Source organism: Streptococcus salivarius (assembly GCF_002094975.1).
Lineage (GTDB): Bacteria > Bacillota > Bacilli > Lactobacillales > Streptococcaceae > Streptococcus > Streptococcus salivarius_D.
Window position 1 is genome coordinate 270,303 of the sequence record NZ_CP015283.1, and the last position, 22,378, is coordinate 292,680.

At 40.7% G+C, this 22,378-nt stretch carries 24 protein-coding genes; 5 read left to right on the forward strand and 19 right to left on the reverse strand.

The annotated features are described in order from the left end of the window. Positions 1-9 precede the first annotated feature (9 nt). The 5 genes from secA to V471_RS01340 all read right to left on the reverse strand — a co-directional run bounded on the left by secA (position 10) and on the right by V471_RS01340 (position 7,073). Positions 10-2,559 carry a preprotein translocase subunit SecA gene (gene secA / locus V471_RS01320; RefSeq protein WP_070575338.1) on the reverse strand — a complete coding sequence of 850 codons (2,550 nt, stop codon included), beginning with the start codon at positions 2,557-2,559 and terminating at the stop codon, positions 10-12. A gap of 182 nt (positions 2,560-2,741) precedes the next feature. Then, positions 2,742-3,086 carry a hypothetical protein gene (locus tag V471_RS01325; RefSeq protein WP_083312367.1) on the reverse strand — a complete coding sequence of 115 codons (345 nt, stop codon included), beginning with the start codon at positions 3,084-3,086 and terminating at the stop codon, positions 2,742-2,744. A 2-nt stretch (positions 3,087-3,088) separates the two neighbouring features. Further along, on the reverse strand, positions 3,089-4,036 hold the full coding sequence (gene manA, locus V471_RS01330; RefSeq protein WP_084871031.1) for a mannose-6-phosphate isomerase, class I: 948 nt from the start codon (positions 4,034-4,036) through the stop codon (positions 3,089-3,091). 65 nt (positions 4,037-4,101) lie between these two features. Continuing rightward, a complete protein-coding gene (scrK, locus tag V471_RS01335) occupies positions 4,102-4,995 on the reverse strand; it encodes a fructokinase ScrK (protein WP_048674940.1) in 894 nt (297 codons plus the stop codon). A 176-nt stretch (positions 4,996-5,171) separates the two neighbouring features. Continuing rightward, positions 5,172-7,073 (reverse strand): sucrose-specific PTS transporter subunit IIBC, encoded by a 1,902-nt coding sequence (locus tag V471_RS01340; RefSeq protein WP_021146482.1) that lies wholly within the window; start codon positions 7,071-7,073, stop codon positions 5,172-5,174. Positions 7,074-7,261: 188 nt separating this feature from the next. On the opposite strand from V471_RS01340, the gene V471_RS01345 reads away from it, so the two are divergent. Next, positions 7,262-8,704: a sucrose-6-phosphate hydrolase gene (locus tag V471_RS01345; protein ID WP_014632609.1), complete on the forward strand. Its 1,443-nt coding sequence runs from the start codon at positions 7,262-7,264 to the stop codon at positions 8,702-8,704. Between the two features lie 8 nt (positions 8,705-8,712). Continuing rightward, on the forward strand, positions 8,713-9,678 hold the full coding sequence (locus tag V471_RS01350; RefSeq protein ID WP_048674949.1) for a LacI family DNA-binding transcriptional regulator: 966 nt from the start codon (positions 8,713-8,715) through the stop codon (positions 9,676-9,678). A gap of 90 nt (positions 9,679-9,768) precedes the next feature. On the opposite strand, the gene nusB is transcribed toward V471_RS01350, so the two are convergent. From nusB to uvrA, 11 genes are all read right to left on the reverse strand, one after another. Further along, a complete protein-coding gene (gene nusB, locus V471_RS01355) occupies positions 9,769-10,203 on the reverse strand; it encodes a transcription antitermination factor NusB (protein ID WP_084871032.1) in 435 nt (144 codons plus the stop codon). Beyond that, entirely contained in the window at positions 10,196-10,585 is a 390-nt protein-coding gene (locus V471_RS01360; protein WP_002884704.1) for an Asp23/Gls24 family envelope stress response protein, read from the reverse strand. The genes nusB and V471_RS01360 overlap by 8 nt, the downstream gene beginning before the upstream one ends. 70 nt (positions 10,586-10,655) lie before the next feature. Further along, a complete protein-coding gene (efp, locus tag V471_RS01365) occupies positions 10,656-11,216 on the reverse strand; it encodes an elongation factor P (protein WP_002891830.1) in 561 nt (186 codons plus the stop codon). 115 nt (positions 11,217-11,331) lie between these two features. Continuing rightward, complete coding sequence (locus V471_RS01370) at positions 11,332-11,787, reverse strand: deoxycytidylate deaminase (RefSeq protein WP_002884736.1); 456 nt, start codon at positions 11,785-11,787, stop codon at positions 11,332-11,334. An 18-nt stretch (positions 11,788-11,805) separates the two neighbouring features. Next, complete coding sequence (locus V471_RS01375; RefSeq protein ID WP_002891832.1) at positions 11,806-12,867, reverse strand: M24 family metallopeptidase; 1,062 nt, start codon at positions 12,865-12,867, stop codon at positions 11,806-11,808. Between the two features lie 132 nt (positions 12,868-12,999). Then, positions 13,000-13,281, reverse strand: coding sequence for a hypothetical protein (locus V471_RS01380; protein ID WP_073688467.1), 282 nt, complete (start codon positions 13,279-13,281; stop codon positions 13,000-13,002). 42 nt (positions 13,282-13,323) lie between these two features. Then, positions 13,324-14,184, reverse strand: a complete 861-nt coding sequence (locus V471_RS01385; RefSeq protein WP_073688466.1) for a thioredoxin family protein — start codon at positions 14,182-14,184, stop codon at positions 13,324-13,326. A gap of 266 nt (positions 14,185-14,450) precedes the next feature. Then, positions 14,451-14,651 carry a hypothetical protein gene (locus tag V471_RS01390; protein ID WP_073688465.1) on the reverse strand — a complete coding sequence of 67 codons (201 nt, stop codon included), beginning with the start codon at positions 14,649-14,651 and terminating at the stop codon, positions 14,451-14,453. Positions 14,652-14,687: 36 nt separating this feature from the next. Continuing rightward, positions 14,688-14,837, reverse strand: a complete 150-nt coding sequence (locus V471_RS11050; RefSeq protein ID WP_171966959.1) for a hypothetical protein — start codon at positions 14,835-14,837, stop codon at positions 14,688-14,690. A gap of 174 nt (positions 14,838-15,011) precedes the next feature. Continuing rightward, positions 15,012-15,254, reverse strand: a complete 243-nt coding sequence (locus V471_RS01395) for a DUF3923 family protein (protein WP_037602605.1) — start codon at positions 15,252-15,254, stop codon at positions 15,012-15,014. Positions 15,255-15,349: 95 nt separating this feature from the next. Further along, the gene (uvrA, locus tag V471_RS01400) at positions 15,350-18,175 is read right to left on the reverse strand and encodes an excinuclease ABC subunit UvrA (RefSeq protein ID WP_084871033.1); all 2,826 of its coding nucleotides are present in this window, start codon (positions 18,173-18,175) and stop codon (positions 15,350-15,352) included. Positions 18,176-18,469: 294 nt separating this feature from the next. On the opposite strand from uvrA, the gene V471_RS01405 reads away from it, so the two are divergent. The 3 genes from V471_RS01405 to V471_RS01415 all read left to right on the forward strand — a co-directional run bounded on the left by V471_RS01405 (position 18,470) and on the right by V471_RS01415 (position 21,147). Beyond that, on the forward strand, positions 18,470-19,414 hold the full coding sequence (locus V471_RS01405) for a magnesium transporter CorA family protein (RefSeq protein WP_084869200.1): 945 nt from the start codon (positions 18,470-18,472) through the stop codon (positions 19,412-19,414). A 69-nt stretch (positions 19,415-19,483) separates the two neighbouring features. Beyond that, a complete protein-coding gene (locus tag V471_RS01410; RefSeq protein WP_013991182.1) occupies positions 19,484-20,155 on the forward strand; it encodes a DUF1129 domain-containing protein in 672 nt (223 codons plus the stop codon). Between the two features lie 110 nt (positions 20,156-20,265). Next, on the forward strand, positions 20,266-21,147 hold the full coding sequence (locus V471_RS01415; RefSeq protein WP_004183473.1) for a DUF4300 family protein: 882 nt from the start codon (positions 20,266-20,268) through the stop codon (positions 21,145-21,147). A gap of 122 nt (positions 21,148-21,269) precedes the next feature. Here V471_RS01415 and rpsR read toward each other — a convergent pair whose 3' ends face one another. The 3 genes from rpsR to rpsF are packed head-to-tail and all read right to left on the reverse strand — an operon-like array spanning position 21,270 to position 22,371. Next, positions 21,270-21,509, reverse strand: coding sequence for a 30S ribosomal protein S18 (gene rpsR, locus V471_RS01420; RefSeq protein ID WP_000068665.1), 240 nt, complete (start codon positions 21,507-21,509; stop codon positions 21,270-21,272). A 41-nt stretch (positions 21,510-21,550) separates the two neighbouring features. Further along, positions 21,551-22,069, reverse strand: a complete 519-nt coding sequence (locus V471_RS01425; RefSeq protein ID WP_002891844.1) for a single-stranded DNA-binding protein — start codon at positions 22,067-22,069, stop codon at positions 21,551-21,553. 11 nt (positions 22,070-22,080) lie between these two features. Then, positions 22,081-22,371, reverse strand: a complete 291-nt coding sequence (rpsF, locus tag V471_RS01430; RefSeq protein ID WP_002884188.1) for a 30S ribosomal protein S6 — start codon at positions 22,369-22,371, stop codon at positions 22,081-22,083. Positions 22,372-22,378: the final 7 nt, after the last annotated feature.

Below are 22,378 nucleotides of genomic sequence, written 5' to 3' on the forward strand. Positions count from 1 at the left end.
TCTTTTTTCCTAAAATTGTTTACGACCGTGACAATTTTTAAATTTCTTACCAGAGCCACATGGACAGAAGTCATTACGACCAACCTTACTAAAGTCAATTTCTTGACCATTAGCATCTGCTTGGTGGGCCTGGATATTGCCTGTTGCTGTTGTCGAAACACGTTCATTCACATTTTCACGAGATTGCTCATGAATTTGTGCTTTCATCATTGTACGTGTCACATCATATTCAATTGCCCCAATCATATCTTGGAACATCTTGAACCCTTCAGATTGATACTCAACGATTGGGTTGTTTTGTGCATAACCACGCAAACCAACGGCATTACGTAATTGATCTAGAGCATCGATGTGGTCCGTCCACTTGTTATCAACAACCATCAAAATCAAGACTTTTTGGAATTCACGGATAGCTTCCTCTGAACGCAATTTCTTGATTTGACGAGCATAAACATCATCTGCTAACTCATTCAAGTAAACTTTAATAGCGTCATAATTAACACTACGTTTCGTTACCTCTCCCACTTCTTGTAAATCTTCAAGTGAGATGGCATTCTCAGGAACCAAGGCCTGACGAGCAAAGTTCAAGATACCTTTAAGAGCTTCCTCTTGATCATTGCGGCTGTGACCATCTACCGTACGGTTAATCGTACGCTTAATCATAGCCTTAATCTCAGGTTCAAGGTCACGTTCCGCTGTGATAACATCATAACGCTCAGCGTAGATGATTTCACGTTGTTCACGCATAACGTCATCGTACTGAAGGACTTGTTTACGAGTATCGTAGTTATTTCCTTCGACACGTTTTTGAGCCGCTTCCACTTGGCGTGTCAACATACGTGATTTGATAACAATATCCTCATCATCAGCATTCAAACGTTCCAAGACTTGCTTGATACGATCAGAACCGAAGCGACGCATCAATTCGTCTTCAAGTGAAAGATAGAATTGAGATTCTCCTGGGTCCCCTTGACGTCCCGCACGACCACGCAACTGGTTATCGATACGACGGCTTTCGTGACGCTCTGTACCAATGACACAGAGTCCACCAAGGTCAAGAACCCCTTCACCAAGTTTGATGTCGGTACCACGACCGGCCATGTTGGTCGCAATCGTAACGGCACCACGTTGACCCGCATTCATGATAATATGCGCTTCTTTTTCGTGGTTCTTGGCATTAAGCACTTCATGAGGAATACCTGCTTCAACCAACATCTTAGAAATCAAGTCAGATGTTTCAACGGCAACCGTACCAACAAGGACTGGTTGCCCCTTTTCATAACGACGTTTAACATCTTGTACCACAGCGCGGAATTTAGCATCCAAGGTAGGGTAAAGAAGGTCATCATGGTCAATACGTTGAATTGGACGGTTGGTTGGAATCGGAATGATTCGCATGTTATAAATTTCACGGAATTCATCTTCCTCAGTTTTACCAGTACCAGTCATCCCTGACAATTTCTTGTACATACGGAACATATTTTGGTAAGTGATTGAGGCAGATGTCTTCGTTTCTTCTTGAACTGGCACACCTTCTTTTGCCTCAATGGCTTGGTGGAGTCCATCTGAGAAACGACGACCTTCCATAGTACGACCTGTAAATTGGTCAACGATAAGGATTTCTTGCTCAGGACTGACCACATAGTCGATATCATGCAACATGATGTAGTTGGCACGAAGGGCGTTGTCAATATAGTGAGTCAAGGCAACATTGTCAATATCGTACAAGTTATCCAAGTTGAAGAATTCTTCAGCCTTGTCAATACCTGAGTCATTCAAACCAATCGTTTTCGTTGGAATATCAATAGCATAATCATCTTCTGTTAATGTCTTAACAAAAGCATCCGCACGATGATACAACTGATTAGTTTCTGAACTTACAGGACCTGATACGATCAATGGTGTACGAGCTTCGTCGATAAGAACTGAGTCAACTTCATCGACCAAAGCATAGTTCAATGGACGTTGTACCATGTTTTCCTTACGAACAACCATGTTATCACGAAGATAGTCGAAACCTACCTCTGAGTTGGTTGAATAAGTGATGTCACAGTTATAAGCTTCACGTTTTTCAGCTGGTGATTTGGCTGAAAGGTTAATCCCTACTGACAAACCAAGCCAACTATAAAGCTCACCCATTTCAGTCGCATCACGCTCTGAAAGGTATTCGTTAACGGTGATAACGTGCACGCCTTCACCTGAAATAGCATTTAGGTAAACAGGCATTGTCGCAGTCAGGGTTTTCCCTTCCCCTGTACGCATCTCTGGTACGTCACCATGGTGAAGAACGATACCACCCATGATTTGCACACGATATGGGAAAAGTCCAAGGACACGTTTTGCCCCTTCACGAACAACTGCAAATGCCTCTGGCAAGAGTTGGTCTAGGCTTTCTCCGTTTTGATATCGTTTTTTAAATTCTTCTGTTTTTGCCTGAAGTTCTTCATCTGAAAGAGCCGCCATTGCATCAGCATAGCTCTCGACTTTCTTGGCAGTTTTTTCTAGTTTCTTAATTTCGCCTTTATCATTTTCAATGATTTTGCGTAATATATTTGCCATCTTTTTTCCTTTCGACAGTCTTTATCTCCATATTTTACCACAAAAGCCCCCTTTAAACAAGAAATCACTCAAGGATTAACAAAGAAAAAAGCCCTAGTTTAAGGGCTTTCACAATGGATTTGCAAATAAACGAAAACTTTTTTATTAGATTCACTGAAAATATCGACAATAATGCTTTAAAACTACTTCTTAGAGTTCTCTTGGCTCTCTAGGATATCCTCAAAATCATGCAAGAGATTTTCAAAAGCCTGCTCAAAGAAGGCATGGTCGGTGCCGCTATAGGCCTTCATTATCATAGGGCTAGCTTCAAAATCAACGTAGAATTGATAGTCCAAGACACCATTTTTCCAGTAAAATTTAATGCTAGGGGATGCCGTTTTTTCACCGCACATACCAGGAATGGCCCGTTGTAAGCCATAAATGTGATCTCCATAGTCTTTCAGACGATAGTAAGCTCCCTCAAAATAATAAGATTTGCCGATTTCAATACGCTCAAATAGTGCAGCTAAAACTTTTTCATTACTCATACTTAAGCCTCGTTAGGGTGACTGACAATCATCTCCAATTGTCCATCAATTTCCCAATCTGTCACATCATTTGGAAGAATGAAGTGATCACCTTTTTTTAGACAATAAATGCGTGAATCGATAGTCATAGTCCCATTTCCAGAAAGTACCGAACAAAGCAAATAAGGAGCTGATTGCTTGAAGTCAACCAAGCCACTGAGTTTCCATTTATATACGGTGAAGAAGGAGTTTGATGTCAAACAAGTCGACTCTAATTGCAAGGTCTTAACAGTTGCTGGGACGCTATTTTCTGGGTCCCCTAGATTCAAGACATCGAGAGACTGTTGAATATGAAGCTCACGTTTATTGCCCTGATCATCCCTACGATCAAAATCATAGACACGGTAAGTGGTATCGCTAGATTGTTGAGTCTCTAAGATCAAGATACCTGGACCAATAGCATGCATGGTACCACTTGGTACAAAGAAAAAGTCACCTTTCTTAACAGGAGTTTTCGACAAAAGTCCGTCCCAATCACCTGCTTCAATTAAGGACGATAATTCTTCCTTGGTCTTAGCCTTGTGACCATAAATAATCTCTGCACCCTCTTCAGCATCAATAATATACCAACATTCTGTCTTTCCTAGCTCACCTTCATGCTCTAGTCCATAAGCATCATCAGGGTGTACTTGTACTGAGAGCCAGTCATTAGCGTCCAAAATCTTTGTCAACAAAGGAAAAACACTAGTCTTGGGATTTCCAAAAAGTTCCGGTTTATCCTTGTAAAGCTCTGCCAGGTGGAAACCAGCATACTTTCCGTTTTTGACATAGGATACACCATTAGGATGGGCAGAAATTGCCCAGTATTCACCAGTGTGTTCACTGGGAATATCGTAACCAAACTCTGTCTTGAGGCGATTACCTCCCCAGATTTTCTCATGCATTGGTGAATCTAAAAATAAAGGTTCCATTACACCCTCCTGTATAGAGCAAAACGCCTTAAGATTATCTCTTAAAGCGATTTTACATATTTTGTTTATTTGTTTGCATGCTTATCAGCTACGTCTTTAGCAAGTGCGAAGTTACCAAGCGTTGCAGAACCATTACCTGAAACAGCGGGTGTCACAATATACTCATTTACATCTGGTACTGGAAGGTAACCATTCAAAAGAGCTGTGAATTTTTCACGAACACGACGAAGCATGTGTTCTTGCCCCATAACACCACCACCAAAGACGATAACTTCTGGACGGTAGAGCACAGTTGCCTGGACAGCAGCTTGAGCAATGTAGTAAGCTTGAACATCCCAAACCTCAGAATTTTGCTCAATCAATTCGCCACGAATACCTGTACGGGCTTCAAGTGATGGACCAGCAGCCAAACCTTCCAAACATCCGCGGTGGAATGGACAAGTTCCGTTAAATTCATTGGAAACATCATTTGGGTGAAGAGGTACATATACGTGACCAGCTTCAGTGTGACCCATACCACCAATGAACTCACCATTTTGAATAGCACCGGCTCCAATACCAGTTCCGATAGTGTAGTAAACAAGACTCTTAACACTTTTACGAACAAGTGTCTCACCATAAGCAGAGGAGTTAACATCAGTCGTAAAGTAGAAAGGAATATTAAACTCTTTAGCAATCAAACCAAGAAGGTCGACATTTGACCAATGTGGTTTTGGAGTTGAAGTCACAAAACCATATGTTTCAGAGTTTGGATCAACATCAATTGGTCCAAATGAACCAATTGCAATTCCAACCAATTGATCTTCATAACGTTTGAAAAATTCAATCGTACGGTCAATTGTTTCGTAAGGTGTAGTTGTTGGGAATTGAGTTTTTTCAACGACTTGGAATTTCTCATCGCCAACAGCACAAACAAATTTTGTACCACCAGCTTCCAAGCTTCCGTAAAGTTTAGCCATATGCAAGCTATCTCCTTTTGTGATCTATAAATTACTATCTTAATTATAAAGAAAAGTGGCGTAAAAGACAATCTATATTCCGTTCGATTCACCAGCCATAGCCATTGGAACTCATCTCTTTTCTTTACCTGACATTTAACTAAAAAAGCCGAAATGGTTTCGACTTTCCTAGCTTATTATTTAACTGCGATGAAGTCTGCACCTTCAGCAACTGATCCAGTTGCTACTGATGAAACATCTTCGAAGTCTGCAGTATTTGTAACGATTACCATAGTTGTATCGTCAAGTCCTGCACCTGTGATAACTGAGCTATCGAAGGTAGCCAAGACATCACCTTTTTTAACACGTTGATTTGCTTGAACTTTAGCATCAAATCCTTTACCGTCAAGTGAGACAGTGTCGATACCGATGTGGATAAGCACTTCAGCACCTTTATCAGATTTAAGACCGTAAGCGTGACCTGTTGGGAAGGCGATTTGCACTTCACCATCAAATGGTGCGACTACTTGGTTTCCTGAAGGTTTAATAGCGGCACCTTTACCCATAGCTCCTGATGAGAAGACTGGGTCATTAACATTTTCCAAAGCTACAACTTCACCTTTAAGTGGTGCAGCGATTGTTTCGGCTTGCAATGCAACTGGAGCTGATTCTGCAGATGCAATATCTTCAGCAACAACTTCTTTTTGAGCTTCAACTTCTTCCTCTTTGTAACCGAAGATCCAAGTAAGAGCAAAACCAAGAGCAAGTGTTACAAGTACCATGATCACATACTTAAGCACTTGACCGTTAAGGTAAAGAAGAGTACCAGGAACGATTGTTACACCAAATCCTGTACCAGCGAGGTTAAGGATTGAGGCCAACCAACCACCAGCAGCACCAGCGATAAGACCCATGATAAATGGTTTACCGAAACGAAGGTTAACCCCGAAGATAGCTGGTTCAGTGATACCAAGTACCGCTGAAAGAGTTGCAGGGAAAGCAAGTGCTTTCAATTTAGCATCTTTAGTTTTAACACCCACTGCAAGTGTCGCACCAGCTTGGGCAGTCATAGCAGCTGTGATGATAGCGTTAAGTGGGTCTTTACCAGTATTAGCAATGAGGTTAGCTTCAAGCAAGTTAAAGACGTGGTGAACCCCTGTAACGACGATAACTTGGTGAACTCCACCAAGAACAAGACCAGCAAGACCAAATGGCAAGTTAAGAATCCATTCTGTAGCAGCAAGAACATAGCTTTCAACAGTATGGAAGACAGGACCAATGATAAAGAGGGCCAAAGCTGACATTACTGCGAAGACGATAAGTGGACGCAAGAGAAGGTCAAGAACGTCTGGAACCCATTTACGAACCCATTGCTCGAACTTAGCACCAAGCAAACCTACGAAGAAGGCTGGAAGCACTGAGTTTTGGTAACCTACTACTGGAATAAAATCAAAGAAGTAAATTGGTTTAGCAGCACCTGATGCAACATCCCAAGCGTTAGGAAGGGCGTTGTTAACCATCATCAAACCAAGAACCAAACCAAGAAGTGGTGAACCACCAAATACGTTAAAGGCTGACCAACAAATCAAGGCTGGGAAGAAGGCGAAGGCTGTATCTGTCAATACAACTGTGTAAGTATAGAAATCAGTAGCAGCAAAAGCTTTTGATGTTGTACCGAACAAACCAAGAACTGTATCGTTATTGATTGCTCCACGGATACCCATGAAAAGACCAGTCGCTACGATTGCTGGAAGCAATGGAACGAAAACGTCACCGAATGAACGGATAGCACGTTGGAACCAGTTACCTTGTTTAGCAGCTTCTGCTTTTTGTTCGTCTTTAGATGCTGTTGGAAGACCTTGAGCAACGACTTCGTCGTAAATCTTGTTAACAGTACCTGTACCAAAAATCATTTGGTATTGACCTGAGTTAAAGAAAGCACCTTGAACTTTTTCAATGTTCTCAGCCTTTTCTTTATTGATTTTGTTTTCATCTTTGACCATCACACGTAGACGAGTCGCACAGTGAGCAACACTGTTGACGTTTTCACGTCCACCGAGGGCATCGATGACTTCTTTTGCAATTTGTTTGTTATCCATTTGCAAAATTCTCCTTAATAAAATTTGGTATGAAAGCGTTTAGCTTTTCTTTACGATAACTATTTTAGCATCTTTCTGCCATATGTCAACCGTTTAGCATATTTTTTTATTTTTTGTTATAAATCGTTGATTTTTATAGGTAAAACGTTTACTATATTATTAACAAATAGATTAGGAGATTACTAAATATGAATCTACCAACAGAAGTTCGTTACCGTCCATACGCAGATTGGACAGACGAAGAAAAAACAAAGATTAGAGAAAATGTCGCTAAATCACCTTGGCGTGCAAGTTACCATATCGAACCAGAAACAGGGCTTCTTAATGATCCAAACGGTTTTTCTTACTTTAATGGTAAGTTCCAACTTTTCTACCAAAGTTGGCCATTTGGAGCTGCTCATGGTTTGAAACAATGGGTGCATACTGAAACTGAAGATTTGGTTCACTTTACAGAAACTGGTGTCAAACTCTTGCCAGACCATGAAAATGATAGCCACGGTGCCTACTCAGGTTCTGCTTATCAAATCGGTGATAAACTCTTTATCTTCTATACTGGGAACGTTCGTGATGAAAACTGGATTCGTGACCCACGTCAAATCGGCGCTTGGATGGATAAAGACGGCAAAATCGAAAAATTCGACAAGGTTCTTATCAAACAACCTGCTGACGCTACTGGGCACTTCCGTGACCCTCAAATCTTCGATTACAAGGGACAATTCTACGCTATCGTAGGTGCTCAAAACCACGATAAACAAGGTTATATCAAACTTTACAAGGCAGTAGACAATGATGTCGAAAACTGGGTTGAGGTTGGTAATCTTGACTTTGGTGGCACTGGGTCAGAGTACATGATTGAGTGTCCTAACCTTGTCTTTGTAGATGGCAAACCTGTTCTTCTTTATAGCCCACAAGGTCTCGATAAAGCTGAACTTGACTACGGTAACATCTACCCTAACACTTATAAGATTTTCCAAGATTTCGACACAGAAAAACCTGCCCTCGTTGATGGCACACCAATTATCAACTTGGACTACGGATTTGAAGCATATGCAACTCAAGGCTTTAATACTCCAGATGGTCGTGCCCTTATTGTCAGCTGGATCGGTCTTCCAGATGTGGACTATCCAACTGACAAATACGACTACCAAGGGGCTATGAGCTTGGTTAAAGAATTGTCTATTAAAGATGGCAAACTCTACCAATATCCAGTCGAAGCCATTACAAGCTTACGTGCTAGCCAAGAAGATTTCTCTGAAAAAACGGCAACAACTAACACTTACGAGCTTGAACTTAACTTTGAAGCTAACACTCAAACAGAACTTGTCCTCTTCGCAGACCAAGAAGGAAATGGCTTGTCACTTACAGTTGATACTGAAAACGGAAAAGTTATCCTTGACCGTTCTAAAGCTGGTGAACAATATGCTACTGACTTTGGCACAAGCCGTGAATGCGCTCTTGATGCCGGTCAAGCTGCAACAGCAAACATCTTTGTAGACAATTCAATCGTTGAAATTTTCTTCAACAAAGGTGAAAAAGTCTTCACTAGCCGCGTCTTCCCAAGTGCAGAACAAACTGGTATCAAAGTAACGTCAGGAAACGTTTCTGGACACTACTTCGACTTGAAATACTAAGGTGATTTATGGTCGCAAAGCTTACTGACGTTGCCGAACTGGCTGGTGTGAGCCCAACCACAGTTTCTCGCGTCATAAACAAAAAGGGCTACCTCTCACAGAAGACCATTGACAAAGTTCACGCTGCTATGCAAGAACTCAACTATAAACCTAATAATTTAGCTCGAGGTCTTCAAGGAAAGTCGGCCAAACTCGTTGGCTTGATTTTCCCAAATATTTCCAATGTATTTTATGCCGAACTTATTGAACGTCTTGAGGATGAACTCTTTAAGCAAGGTTATAAAACCATTATTTGTAATAGTGAGCATGATCCTAACAAGGAGAGGGACTATTTGGAGATGCTCGCCGCCAACCAATGTGACGGCATCATCTCATCTAGTCACAATCTTGGTATTGAGGATTATGAGAAGGTTGAAGCTCCCATCGTTGCCTTCGACCGTAATCTCGCCCCAAAGATTCCTATTGTTTCGTCTGACAACTTTGAAGGTGGCAAGTTAGCCGCAAGAGCTATGGTCAAGGCTGGCTGTCAACGCATTGTCATGATTACAGGCTATGATAATTCGGATTCTCCAACAGGACTTCGTCAACTAGGTTTTAATTATGAATTGGACAAGGAAGGTATTATTTGTCCTGTTCCAAACGATTTGTCTCTCATGCGACGAGAATTAGAAATCAAATCTATTATCTCTCGTGAAAAACCAGATGGCATCTTTGTTTCGGACGATTTAACAGCTATCTTGGTTATGAAGATAGCTAGACAATTGGGACTTTCTATCCCAGATGACCTAAAAATCATCGGTTATGACGGTACCGCCTTTATCCGTCACTTCTACCCAGAGTTAGCAACTATCCAACAACCTTTGGATGAAATTGCTAAACTTTGTGTCGAAATTCTTCTCAAGAAAATTAAAGGCAAAACAGTTAATCGTGATTATGTACTTCCAGTGAGTCTGATTGCTGGTAGCAGTATATAAATGAAAGTCGCAAGAAATCTCCGCTTGCGACTTTTTTCTTGTTACATTTGTAGAAAAAAAGAAGTTGAAACAAGGCTCAACTTCTTTTGCTTATGCTTCATCTGTCACAAACTGACTAAGTACACCATTAATGAACTTAGCAGATGTTTCATCAGAATATTTTTTAGCGATTTCAATGATTTCGTTAATAGCTACACGTCCTGGTGTTTCTTCAAATGACGTGATTTCATAAAGTCCCAAACGAAGGAGAGTACGATCTGTCACAATCAAACGTGAGAGGCTCCAACTCTCTTTCAACTTTTCTTCAATTTGACTATCAAGTTGGGCCAACTCTTCACGGACACCTGTTACCAGGCTAAGGAGAAAGGCTGATACATCAACTTCAGTTTCTTCGTCAATTGGCTTGTCATAAGTGTAAGCGAAAAGTGCTTGTTCCAGAGCTTCTCCACCAAATTCAAGGGCAAAAAGCGTTTGAAAAGCACGCTCACGAAGGTCACGACGTGAATCTTTAAAGATATTAGTCATTCAAAAAATCCTCGTTAAACAATTCAGCCAAGTCTGGTTTTTGTGACTTTTCAGTAACAATAGATTCAACGTGAACATTGACTTCTGAAATTGCCACTTCTGCCATATCATAGACAGCTGCTTTAACAGCCTTTTGAATTTCAATTGAAACCGCTGGTACGTTAACCCCATACTGAAGTGAGACGTAGATATCAGCATTTACAGTACCATCTTCTTCTGTTCGGAGGTAAACACCACGTCCCAAGCTTGTTTTGCTGAGACTATCCGTAACATTTTTATTTTGAAGGGCGTAAACACCTTCCACTTTAGTTGCAGCGATACCTGTAATCACTTCGAGCACGCGAGGGGCAATTACAATTTCACCGATATTTTCTGTAGTCATCGCATGTTTCCTTTCCGTTAGTTTGGAAAATAAAGCCTTCAAACCAGTGGTTTGAAAGACTTAGTTGGGCTTAGGCACGTGATACGTAAGTACCTTCAGCTGTGTTGATAACCAATTTTTGACCAGCTTCGATAAAGTCTGGAACGTTAACCACAAGACCAGTTTCAAGTGTTGCAGGTTTACCTGAACCTGTAACTGTTGCACCTTTGATAGATGGTTGTGTTTCAGTAACAGTCAATTCAACAGTTGTTGGAACTTGAACACCAATAACTTCTGTTCCGTAGAATTGGATTTTTACGTCTGAGTTTTCAAGGATAAATTTCAATTCTTCTTGAACGTTGGCTACTGGGATTTCATATTGGTCATATGTTTCAGTGTTCATGAAGTATGCAGTATCATCCATTTGGTACAAGTATTGTGCTGGTACTGTTTCGATGATTGCTTGTTCAAATTTTTCTTCTGGACGATAGCTAGTATCAAAAGTTGAACCTGAGCGAACATCACGCAATTTCATACGCATGATTGTGTTACCTTTACCAGGTTTGTGGTGGCTAGCTTCAAGAACTTTGATCAATTTGCCATCGTTAGTTACGAAAGTCATACCCGCACGGAGTTTACTTGCTTCAATCATTATTAAATACCTCTTTGTAAAAAATTATTATCAGTTTATTTTACCATAAATGATAGCATGGCTCAAATGTTTTATAGATTCAAGCCCAATCCTCAGGCTTTTTTCAAAGAACAAGCTAGTCATCCATTCCTAAGTGAACCTCTGGAACATCATGTTGCAAATAAGAAACGCCTTTTTGTTCCATCAATTCAATCGCAAAGGGATGGGGCCTATAATTGGCCTTGTATGTAATCTTAACAATACCAGCTTGCAAGAGAGCTTTGGTGCAGTTGATACAAGGAAAATGAGTCACATAAATCTCTGTATTTTTGGTAGAAATCCCCTCTTTGGCACATTGAATAAGGGCATTCATCTCTGCGTGTACCGTACGAATACAATGACCATCTTCCATATAGTGGCCTACTTCGTTACAGTTATCAGTCTCAGAAACTCCGCCATTATAACCTGTAGCGATAATACGCTTGTCCTTAACTAAAACAGCTCCAACAAAGGCACGGTCACACGTAGAACGCTTAGAAATCAGCTCTGCATTAGCCATAAAATAATCTTGCCAAGATAAACGGTTTGGCATAAAGTATTCCTCCAAATCTTAGAGAACAATCAATTCCTTAGGCGCAAGGGTAATCAATTCACAACCATTTTCTGTGATAATGATGTCATCTTCGATACGAACACCGTATTTATCAGCCAAATAAACACCTGGCTCGTCCGTCAAGACCATACCAGCTTCGATAGTCTCATCAGAGTTACCAAAGTAAGGAATCTCGTGAATGTCAAGACCGATACCATGTCCAATACCATGTGTAAAGTAGTCACCGTACCCCGCTTCGACAATAACATCACGCGCAACCTTATCATAGTCACGACGTGTCATACCAGCCTTAGCTGCGTCAATCAAGGCCTGGTTAGAACGTAGAACGATATCATAAATTTCACGCTCCTCATCAGTGGTGTCACCAATATGGATAGTACGAGTCATATCGCTAACGTAGTGGTTGTAGTAGCAACCAAAGTCCATCGTTAAGGTTTCACCAGATTGGATAACCTTTTCTGAAGCAACCCCATGAGGCATAGCAGAACGGTAACCTGAAGCAATGATAGACTCAAAGGAAACCCCTGAAGCTCCGTACTCACGCATACGGAAATCTAGGAAGTTTGCCACTTGTAGTTCTGTTGTTTGACCTGGTTTAATAAAATCAAGTACATCTGTAAAGGCACGGTCTGAGATAGAACAAGCCTTACGGATAGTTGCCAATTCTTTTTCATCCTTAATCATACGCAACTCTTCCATGAAGTTGCTTTGTGGTGATAAAGTGTAGCCTTCAAAGATCGCTTGAAGACCTTGATAGTAAGCAAATGATACCTGATTATCAAATCCGATTGTTTCCAGTTTATCAGCCTCGATAATTTTAACAATATCCTTAAGTGGGTCCTTACTTTCGATAATATCAAAGCCATGCACGGATTGTTTGGCAATGAGGGTATAACGTGAATCGGTTAAGAAGAGGCGACGATTCTTAGTGATGAAGACAGTCGCATTTGTCCCCCAGAAATCTGTCAAATAATAAATATTGTTTTGTCCTGTCACCAACAAGGCATCAAGGCCTGATTGGGCAAGTTTGGCATCAAATCGTTCAAGTCTACGTTGCATTATGAATTACTCCTTTGGTATTTTAGGTTAATTATACCAAATTTTCAGATTTTAAAGGATTAAATTGACATTTTAGCTTGTTTTTTTGAGGTCATAAAGAAAAAGCCAGATCAAACTCTGACTTTATTAGCATTACACAAAGGCTCGCTTTTCGTAGATAGTTGGCATAAAAAGGAGCAAAACCAAAGTCCAAACAAACAAAACAAAGGCTTCGCGAAGATTAAAGAACTCTTGACCACTAGTAAAGACTGCTCGCATAAAACTAAATGGTACATAAGTCATCAGCTTAGTCATGGTATCCCCTAAACTAGCCAAATAGAGCGTGAAGAAAGTCATTCCTGTTACTCCAAAATAAGCCGTTACAAAGGCCGTTAAGGTATTCTTCACAAACAAGACAAGCAAAGATGGAATCATATTTGATAAATTCTTTTATTCTCCAACTTAGAAAATAGTCTGTTAGATAAATTTCCCTAAAAGACTTATAAGCAGATCTGTTAGATTCCTAAAAACTTGCTTAATTTGAGACATTAGGCTAGTAACAGACCCTTCAGTATGATTAATTACATCCTTATCACTATCCTTGATAGTATCTTCAGAGGGAGATTCCGGTAAGGGTTTTTCCGCCCTCTCTACTACTTCTGTTCCCTCTGGTGTCTCTGTTTTCTCAGTTTCTTCCTTGAAAACAGCCTGATAAATAGCTTGGGCATCTGGAGCACTGCCAAGATAGCCAGAAACCAATTGACCATTTTTGAGACGAATGACACTTGGAGTCCCTGGAATTCCTAGCTTATCAAATAGTATTTTACGAGACTCACGGTCCAGCTGATCCGAATCTGTATTGTAATAAAGAAGCTGACCATCAATCAGGGTATTGAAATCCTTCAAAACTGGAGAATTTTGACGACAATAGTAGCAGGTTGGCCGCCCAACATAAAGGATATGGTCTCCGCCATCTTCAGTCAACATATTTGTAACATCACTATAAGAGACTGGCTTCAGGTTTTCAAGATTCTTTTCATAAGCTTCAACCGAAACCTCTTCAGACCTCACTTCTGTCTCAGCCACTCCCGTCTGTGATGATTGAGGAAGCGAATTTTCCTTTGTCTCACTAATAGATTCAACTTTCTCAGCTATCTGTTGAGAAGCTGTTTCAGAAGAAACTTCCACATTCTCTACTTCACCACTCTCAACAGAATTATTGGATAATTCGACTGTAGATTCCTTAACATCTAACTCATCCGCTGCTCCACTAAGCACCGCTAACTGGCAAGTACCTAAAACAAAACTCGCCATCAAAATAAATTGTATTTTCTTCATGTATTCTCCTTATTTGTTTACTGTGTTACATCTTACTTTTTACCAATTAACAAAAGCAATGGTACCATGACACTAATTACCATGTTCCTCTCCTTTTCTATTTAAATTAATACTTTAGCCACTAAGTCCAAGCTATGTCTTCATTATAAGAGCTTAACGAAATAAAAAATAGTGACATAAATGTCACCATTCTATAAGATTAAAGACAAAAAGAAAAGGCTAAGCAAATAAACTCAACCTAAGACTATAGTAATCAACATAGAAAATCATTTCTCCTTATCCTTACCCGCTACCCTAAGCGCAAACAAAGAAAAAGCTAGCGAAAGTGTTGACCAGACGAGACAATGGTCAATAAAGGCAACGCCTTCGGTGAAACTTAGCGTAGCAGTTATGATCACAATAAATAGCCAGACAATCACGATAACAATGCTTAAACTTCTAATAAGATTATTCTTCTGTTTATCCATACTCCTCTTTCCCATATCTGGTGCTCATGGTAACTTCTAATCGCCATAAGGAGGTCTTCTTTTCAACCACCATTTATTCCAACCCAATCGTTCAGGTAAGGTTTGAGGTTTAGATACAAAACCACCCCCTGTAACATTTTCTAAGGTTTCAGCATTGAGCTCTTCACCATATGCCTTAGTTCGCATTCTTATTTCTCCTTTCTTTTCAAAAATAAATACAGCAATAACCACTTGGACTATTCAAAGATTTAGTCGTCTTGGAAACCTAGTGCATTTGGGTATAAGGTCATTATAGGTTCTCTCTTTTCAAAAAAATAGTGACATAAATGTCACTATCTCTGAACACAAAAATCCAGCCCTCTATAAGACCTGTTCCAAAACTTGTTTATTTCTACGGTGTTTCAGAATAAGATAAAAAATAACCTCAAAAAGGAGAAAACTAAAATAAATTCCTAAAACGTAAAGCAAAGTTTCCCATTTATCTGTTGCTGATTGAAAATGGCCGTGATGATCCACTGTACGGATGCTAATTAAAAGACAAATATCTAGAAATAAGGCTAGAAGAATACCATTAAAGCCTATAAAAAAACGCTTTTTAACCATAGTCTGACTCCTGTATGTTTTTTCTTAACCATAGAATAGCAAACTCAACTTAAACCAGCCTAAAGCAAAAAAAAGACTCAGAGAGCCCTTTTTCTTTATGTCAATTTTTCTTTCAAATATTGTCCTGTGTAGCTTTCTGGAACAGCTGCTACTTCCTCTGGAGTCCCTGTTGCTACGATGGTACCTCCACCGACACCGCCTTCAGGACCCAAATCGATGATATGGTCTGCGGTCTTGATAACATCCAGATTGTGCTCAATCACGAGAACAGTGTTGCCATCATCCGCAAAACGCTGAAGCACCTTCAAGAGACGTGCAATGTCATCTGTATGGAGACCCGTCGTCGGTTCATCCAGAATGTAGAAGGACTTCCCTGTAGAGCGTTTGTGCAACTCACTAGCCAGTTTCATACGTTGAGCCTCACCACCTGATAAGGTTGTTGCTGGTTGTCCCAAGGTCACATACCCGAGCCCCACGTCCTTGATAGTTTGAACCTTACGAGCAATCTTAGGAATAGCCGCAAAAAAGTCAACTGCGTCATCAACTGTCATATCCAAAATTTCAGCAATATTCTTGCCCTTATAACGAACTTCTAAGGTCTCAGAATTATAGCGTGTGCCATGGCAAACCTCACAAGGGACATAAACATCAGGCAAGAAGTGCATCTCAATCTTAATAATGCCATCACCAGAGCAAGCTTCACAACGGCCACCCTTGACATTGAAAGAGAAACGCCCCTTCTTGTAACCGCGAATCTTGGCCTCATTAGTTTGGGCAAAAAGATCACGAATATCGTCAAAGACACCTGTGTAAGTCGCTGGATTAGAACGAGGTGTACGCCCAATTGGACTTTGGTCAATATCAATCAATCGCTCGATATGCTCAATGCCTGTCACTGATTTGTGTTTACCAGGTTTCTCACTATTTCGATTGAGCTCTTGGGCAATCTTTTTCTTGAGAATTCCATTAACCAAAGTCGATTTTCCCGAACCAGAAACACCAGTGACTGCAATCAACTTTCCAAGCGGAAACTTGACAGATACATTCTTCAGGTTATTCTCGCTAGCACCTTTAACCTCGATAAAACGACCATTACCTACACGACGTTCCGTCGGTACAGGAATTGATTTAGCACCTGACAAATATTGCCCGGTGATTGAATTCTTGTTCTTAGCCACTTCCTCTGGGGTTCCTGAAGCCATGATTTGACCACCAAAGGCACCAGCACCAGGCCCCACATCGATAAGCCAGTCAGCCTCACGCATGGTATCTTCATCATGCTCCACCACAATCAAGGTATTGCCCAAGTCACGCATCTTTTTAAGACTTGAAATCAAGCGATCATTGTCACGCTGATGAAGCCCTATAGAAGGCTCATCCAACACATATAAGACTCCAGAAAGGTTAGAGCCAATCTGTGTTGCCAAACGGATACGCTGACTCTCACCCCCAGAAAGGGTTCCAGCCATACGAGAGAGGGTCAAATAATTAAGGCCTACATTATTTAAGAAAGTCAAGCGATCCTTGATTTCCTTAACAATTGGACGAGCGATCACTCCCTCGTTTTCACCCAATTCAAGGTTATCGATTTCCTGAAGATGATCTGAAATAGACAAATCAGAGATTTGACCAATATTGAGGCCATTCTCACCACCAACACGAACTGAGAGAGCTGCTTCGTTAAGACGATAGCCATGACAAGTTGGACATGACAACTCATTCATATAACCTCGCATGACATTGCGAGTGAAATCACTATTGGTCTCGTGGTAGCGACGATTGATATTAGTCACAACTCCTTCAAAAGGAATATCAATATCACGCACCCCACCAAAATCATTAACATAATGGAAATGGAATTCGCGATTCCCAGATCCATAGAGAATCAAATCTTGTTCTTCTTTTTTAAGATCTTCAAATGGCGTATCCATATCCACGCCGAACTGCTCCATGGCCTGCTCAAGCATGGCTGGATAGTAGTTGGACGAAATAGGATTCCAAGGCGCCAGAGCACCTTCACGTAAGGTCTTACTAGCATCAGGGATAACCAAATCCATATCAACTTCCAGTTTATTACCCAAACCATCACAGGTCGGACAAGAGCCGAATGGCGCATTGAATGAAAAGAGACGAGGTTCTAACTCTGGCACTGTGAAGCCACAAACCGGACAAGAATAATGTTCTGAGTAAAGCAGCTCATTATCATCCATGGTATCCACAATCAAGTAGCCATCTGCTAAACGTAGGGCCGCCTCCACCGAATCAAAGAGACGACTACGGATACCATCCTTATTCACCAAGCGGTCTACAACTACTTCTATATTATGCATTTTAGACTTAGACAACTCTGGCACTTCTGTGACATCGTAAATCTCACCATCTACACGAACACGAACATAACCGTCTTTCTGTACACGCTCAAAAACGGCCTTGTGTTGCCCTTTTCTACGACGAACAATCGGCGCTAAAATCTGCATACGTGTACGCTCAGGAAGAGCTAGAACCTCGTCAACAATCTGTTCCACAGAGGACGACTGAATGGCTCCATGACCATTAGGACAATAGGGAACACCCACACGCGCATAAAGGAGACGAAGATAGTCATTAATCTCCGTTGCCGTCCCGACCGTCGAACGAGGGTTTTTGCTTGTTGTTTTCTGGTCAATGGAGATGGCAGGACTCAAACCATCAATCGAGTCCACATCAGGTTTCTCCATATTTCCCAAAAACTGACGGGCATAAGCCGAGAGACTTTCAACATAACGACGTTGCCCCTCTGCATAGATGGTATCAAAGGCCAAGGAAGACTTCCCAGAACCTGACAAACCCGTAACCACTACCAGTTTATCACGTGGAATCTCCACATCGATATTTTTTAAATTGTGAGCTCTTGCTCCATGAATCACTAACTTATCTTGCATATTTTAAGAGGCCCTAACCCAGAAGCTACGGCCACTCCTTTCTACAGACGGATGGAAAATCCATCCCGACTTTCTCTCATATTATAACAAAATTTCAATTTATCCAGCCCAAAAATGTTTCAAATGTAGTATAATATTGGAGTGTCTAAAAAAGGCAAGGAACATCGTCCCAAGCCTCATTTGACATCACTAAAAAAAGCTAAGAGCGGTGTTTATTTTACTTAAAAGCGATTGTAAAAATCCTTTTATAATCAAGACGCTAGCGCTTACCTAATGACAAAGGAGGGGTTCCCATTGAAACAAATGTTCTTATCCACCGGAAAAGAATTCAAAGAAATTGAAACATTCGAGCCTGGTGCCTGGATTCATTTGGTAAACCCTTCCCAGGAAGAAGCCATGAAGGTTGCAGAACGTTTTGACATTGATATCCAAGATCTCCGCGCCCCTCTGGACGTGGAAGAAACATCACGTATCGATGTCGAAGATGACTACACCCTAATTTTGGTCGACGTCCCAACCCAAGAAGAACGTAATAACAAAAGTTACTACGTTACCATTCCATTGGGTATCATCGTTACCGAAGAGGTAGTCGTTACTACCTGCCTCGAGGACATCAGCCTTATGGACAACTTCCTCAATCACCGTGTACGTAACTTCTATACCTTCATGAAGACACGCTTTGTCTTCCAAATTCTCTATCGCAATGCTCAACTTTACCTAACCGCCCTACGTTCTATCAATCGTCAGAGCGATAAATTGGAAGCTCAGTTGGAAAATGCGACAAAAAACGAGCAATTGATCGACATGATGGAATTGGAAAAATCCATTGTCTATCTAAAAGCCTCACTTAAGATGAATGAGCGAATTGTCAAAAAGCTAACAGGTAACGCCTCAAGCTTGAAGAAATATATCGAGGACGAGGATCTCTTGGAAGATACCCTGGTCGAAACCCAACAGGCCATTGAGATGGCAGGCATCTATGAAAATGTCTTGAACGCTATGGCTGAAACCTCGGCCTCTATCATCGGTAATAACCAGAACACTATCATGAAAACACTGGCTCTCATGACTATGGCTTTGGACATCCCAACCGTTATCTTCTCCGCTTACGGTATGAACTTTAAAAACAATTCTATGCCCCTAAACGATTTAGATAACGCCTTTTGGGTCATTTTCTTCATCGCGGCTCTCGGGTCATCTTGCGTTGTTATCTACTTTATCAGGAAAAAATGGTTCTAATATAGAGCCTCTTCTTTTCCCTAAACTACAAAACTAAAAAAATAATACTATTTATCGAAAGGTCATCTCATGGACATCCAAAAACTCACCAAGAAAAACCAAGAATTTATCCACATCGCAACTAACCAACTCATCAAAGATGGTAAATCAGACCAAGAAATCAAAGACATTCTTGGCAATGTCATTCCTGAACTTATCGAAAATCAGAAAAAAGGAATTACAGGACGTGGACTCCTTGGTGCTCCAACTGTTTGGGCAGCTAGTTTCTCTCCTGAAAAACACCAAAAACCTGAAACTGGTAAGCCTAACAAAGAAGTGCCAGAAACAGATAAAACTCCTTGGAAGATGTGGCTTGATACCTCACTCTTCCTTCTAGCCATCGTTGCTATCATGAACGCTATCTTTGGTTTCTCAGGTACACAAACTAGCTACGGCCTCACAACCCTTCTTTCAGTGTCATTCATTGGAGGCCTTGCTATGTATACCCCTTATCACTACATCTACCGTCACAATAACAAACCAAAAGAAGAACGTCCAAAATGGTGGTTCAGCATGACCGTCATCACACTCTCTTTTATTGCATGGTTTGCTCTCTTTAGTCTTACAGCCCTTCTTCCAAGCTACCTCAACCCTGGTCTTTCACCAATTGTAATCCTTATCATTGGTGTCATCGCTGGTGTTGCCAAATACTTCTTCAAACGTCATTACAACGTCCAAAGTACTTACGCACCTGCATCTTAATCAACCTCAAGCACCCATAAGGGTGCTTTTTTACGTCAGAAATCTTGACACAGTTGGCTATTCTATACTAAAATGTTAAAGTTAATAGACAAAAGAAAGAATTCCAATAGATGCGTATCAAATTCCCTCTACTAATCATTGCTTGCTGCCTACTACTTATGGCTTGTGGCCACAAGAATACTCAGAAAAACTATCAAGCTTACTATAGTTTTAACAATGTGACGACTTCCACTCAGGAAAAACAGCTAGCAAAAGCCTTAAAAAGCAAGGGTATTCCGACAAAAGACTGGGACAATCTAGCCCCTTATATTAGTCGTTACAATCAGGAAAATACAAATCTCCAACCTGTTGTCAAAAAATGGACCCAAAGTAAAATCGGCAAGGATCAAAATCAATTCGTCACCTTCCTTAATGAAAAAACTTTCGAAGATAACAAATCACATTTTACTGATGACTTAAACTGCCGACGAACATCGTTCCTCCTTCTTCATGACCTTATTACAAGCTCAGAGGACCTCACCAAATTGGACCTCCCCTCTCAAAACGAATTTATAGATCTTAAGTCACGCCACAAAGAGCTAACTTCCAAGGATCAAGCTCTCTATAGTCTCCTCTTTGGAGATAATATCAGCTACCAGTCTACGGATGACCTCCTTAAAGCTTGGAAAAAAGCTGGACTCAAGTTTCCAGAAAAGGTTAAACTCCTCTCAGTCTTTCAAAATAGCCCTGGTGATGTCAGCAATTTCCACACGGCTATAACTTACGAAAAAGATGGCAGTATCTATGTCTTTGAAAAACAGGACCCAACACTTCCTTATAGGTGGAGCCGCTTCAATAATTGGGCAGATATCAAAACACATTGGTTATCAAACCGCTTCAAGGTCTTCAAAGATAATGTCGATATCCTCGTTAACGACCAAAAATTTGATGATTTCTTAGAAAACACACTCTATATACCACAAAACAACCAACTAGCTCCTCAAGATAAATGAGAAGACCAGTTGGTTTTTCTTTTTCCCTAAAGTATAAAATAACACTCAACACACAAGCCTAAAAAGAAAAAAGCCCATAAAATCAAGCCAGAAAAAAACACCCTCAGTCGAGGGCATTATTTTTAGTCTTCGTTTACGTAAGGCATAAGTGCCATAACGCGAGCGCGTTTAATCGCTGTTGTTACTTTACGTTGGTTTTTAGCTGAAGTTCCTGTTACACGACGTGGAAGAATTTTACCACGTTCTGAAACGAAACGGCTAAGAAGCTCAGTATCTTTGTAATCAACATATTCGATTTTGTTAGCTGCGATGTAATCAACTTTTTTACGGCGTTTGAATCCGCCACGACGTTGTTGAGCCATGTTTATTTCTCCTTTATATATTTAATTCGTTTTGTCCATTCTTAGAATGGGAGATCGTCATCTGAAATATCCATTGGATTTGAATTACCAAATGGACTCTCGTCACGACCGAAGTTTGGTGTAGATTGTGCAGGTTGTGATCCACCAAATGAACCACCAGTTGAAGCTCCTCCACCGAATGAATTTGAATTATCAAATCCTCCAGCGTTGTAAGAACCACCACTGTGACCTTCACGTGCCGCACGGCTTTCCAACATTTGGAAATTATCAGCGACAACTTCAGTTACGTAAACACGTTGACCTTGTTGATTTTCATAGTTACGAGTCTGAATACGACCTGTAATTCCAATCAATGCGCCTTTCTTAGCCCAGTTAGCCAAATTTTCAGCTTGCTGGCGCCAGATAACACAGTTAATAAAGTCAGTTTCACGTTCACCATTAGCACCCTTGAAGTTACGGTTAACCGCAAGGCTGAATGTTGCAACAGCAACGTTACTTGGTGTATAACGAAGTTCCGCATCACGGGTCATGCGACCAACGAGTACGACATTATTAATCATAATTTACCTTCTTACGCGTCAAGTTTAACGATCATGTGACGAAGAATGTCACCGTTGATTTTTGAAAGACGGTCAAACTCGTTAAGAGCAAAATCGTTATCAGATTCAACGTTAACAACGTGGTAAAGTCCTTCACGGAAATCTTGGATTTCGTATGCAAGACGACGTTTTTCCCAATCTTTTGATTCAACAACAGTTGCACCGTTGTCAGTCAAGATAGAATCGAAACGTGCTACCAAAGCGTTTTTAGCTTCTTCTTCAATGTTTGGACGAATGATATAAAGAATTTCGTATTTAGCCATTGATATT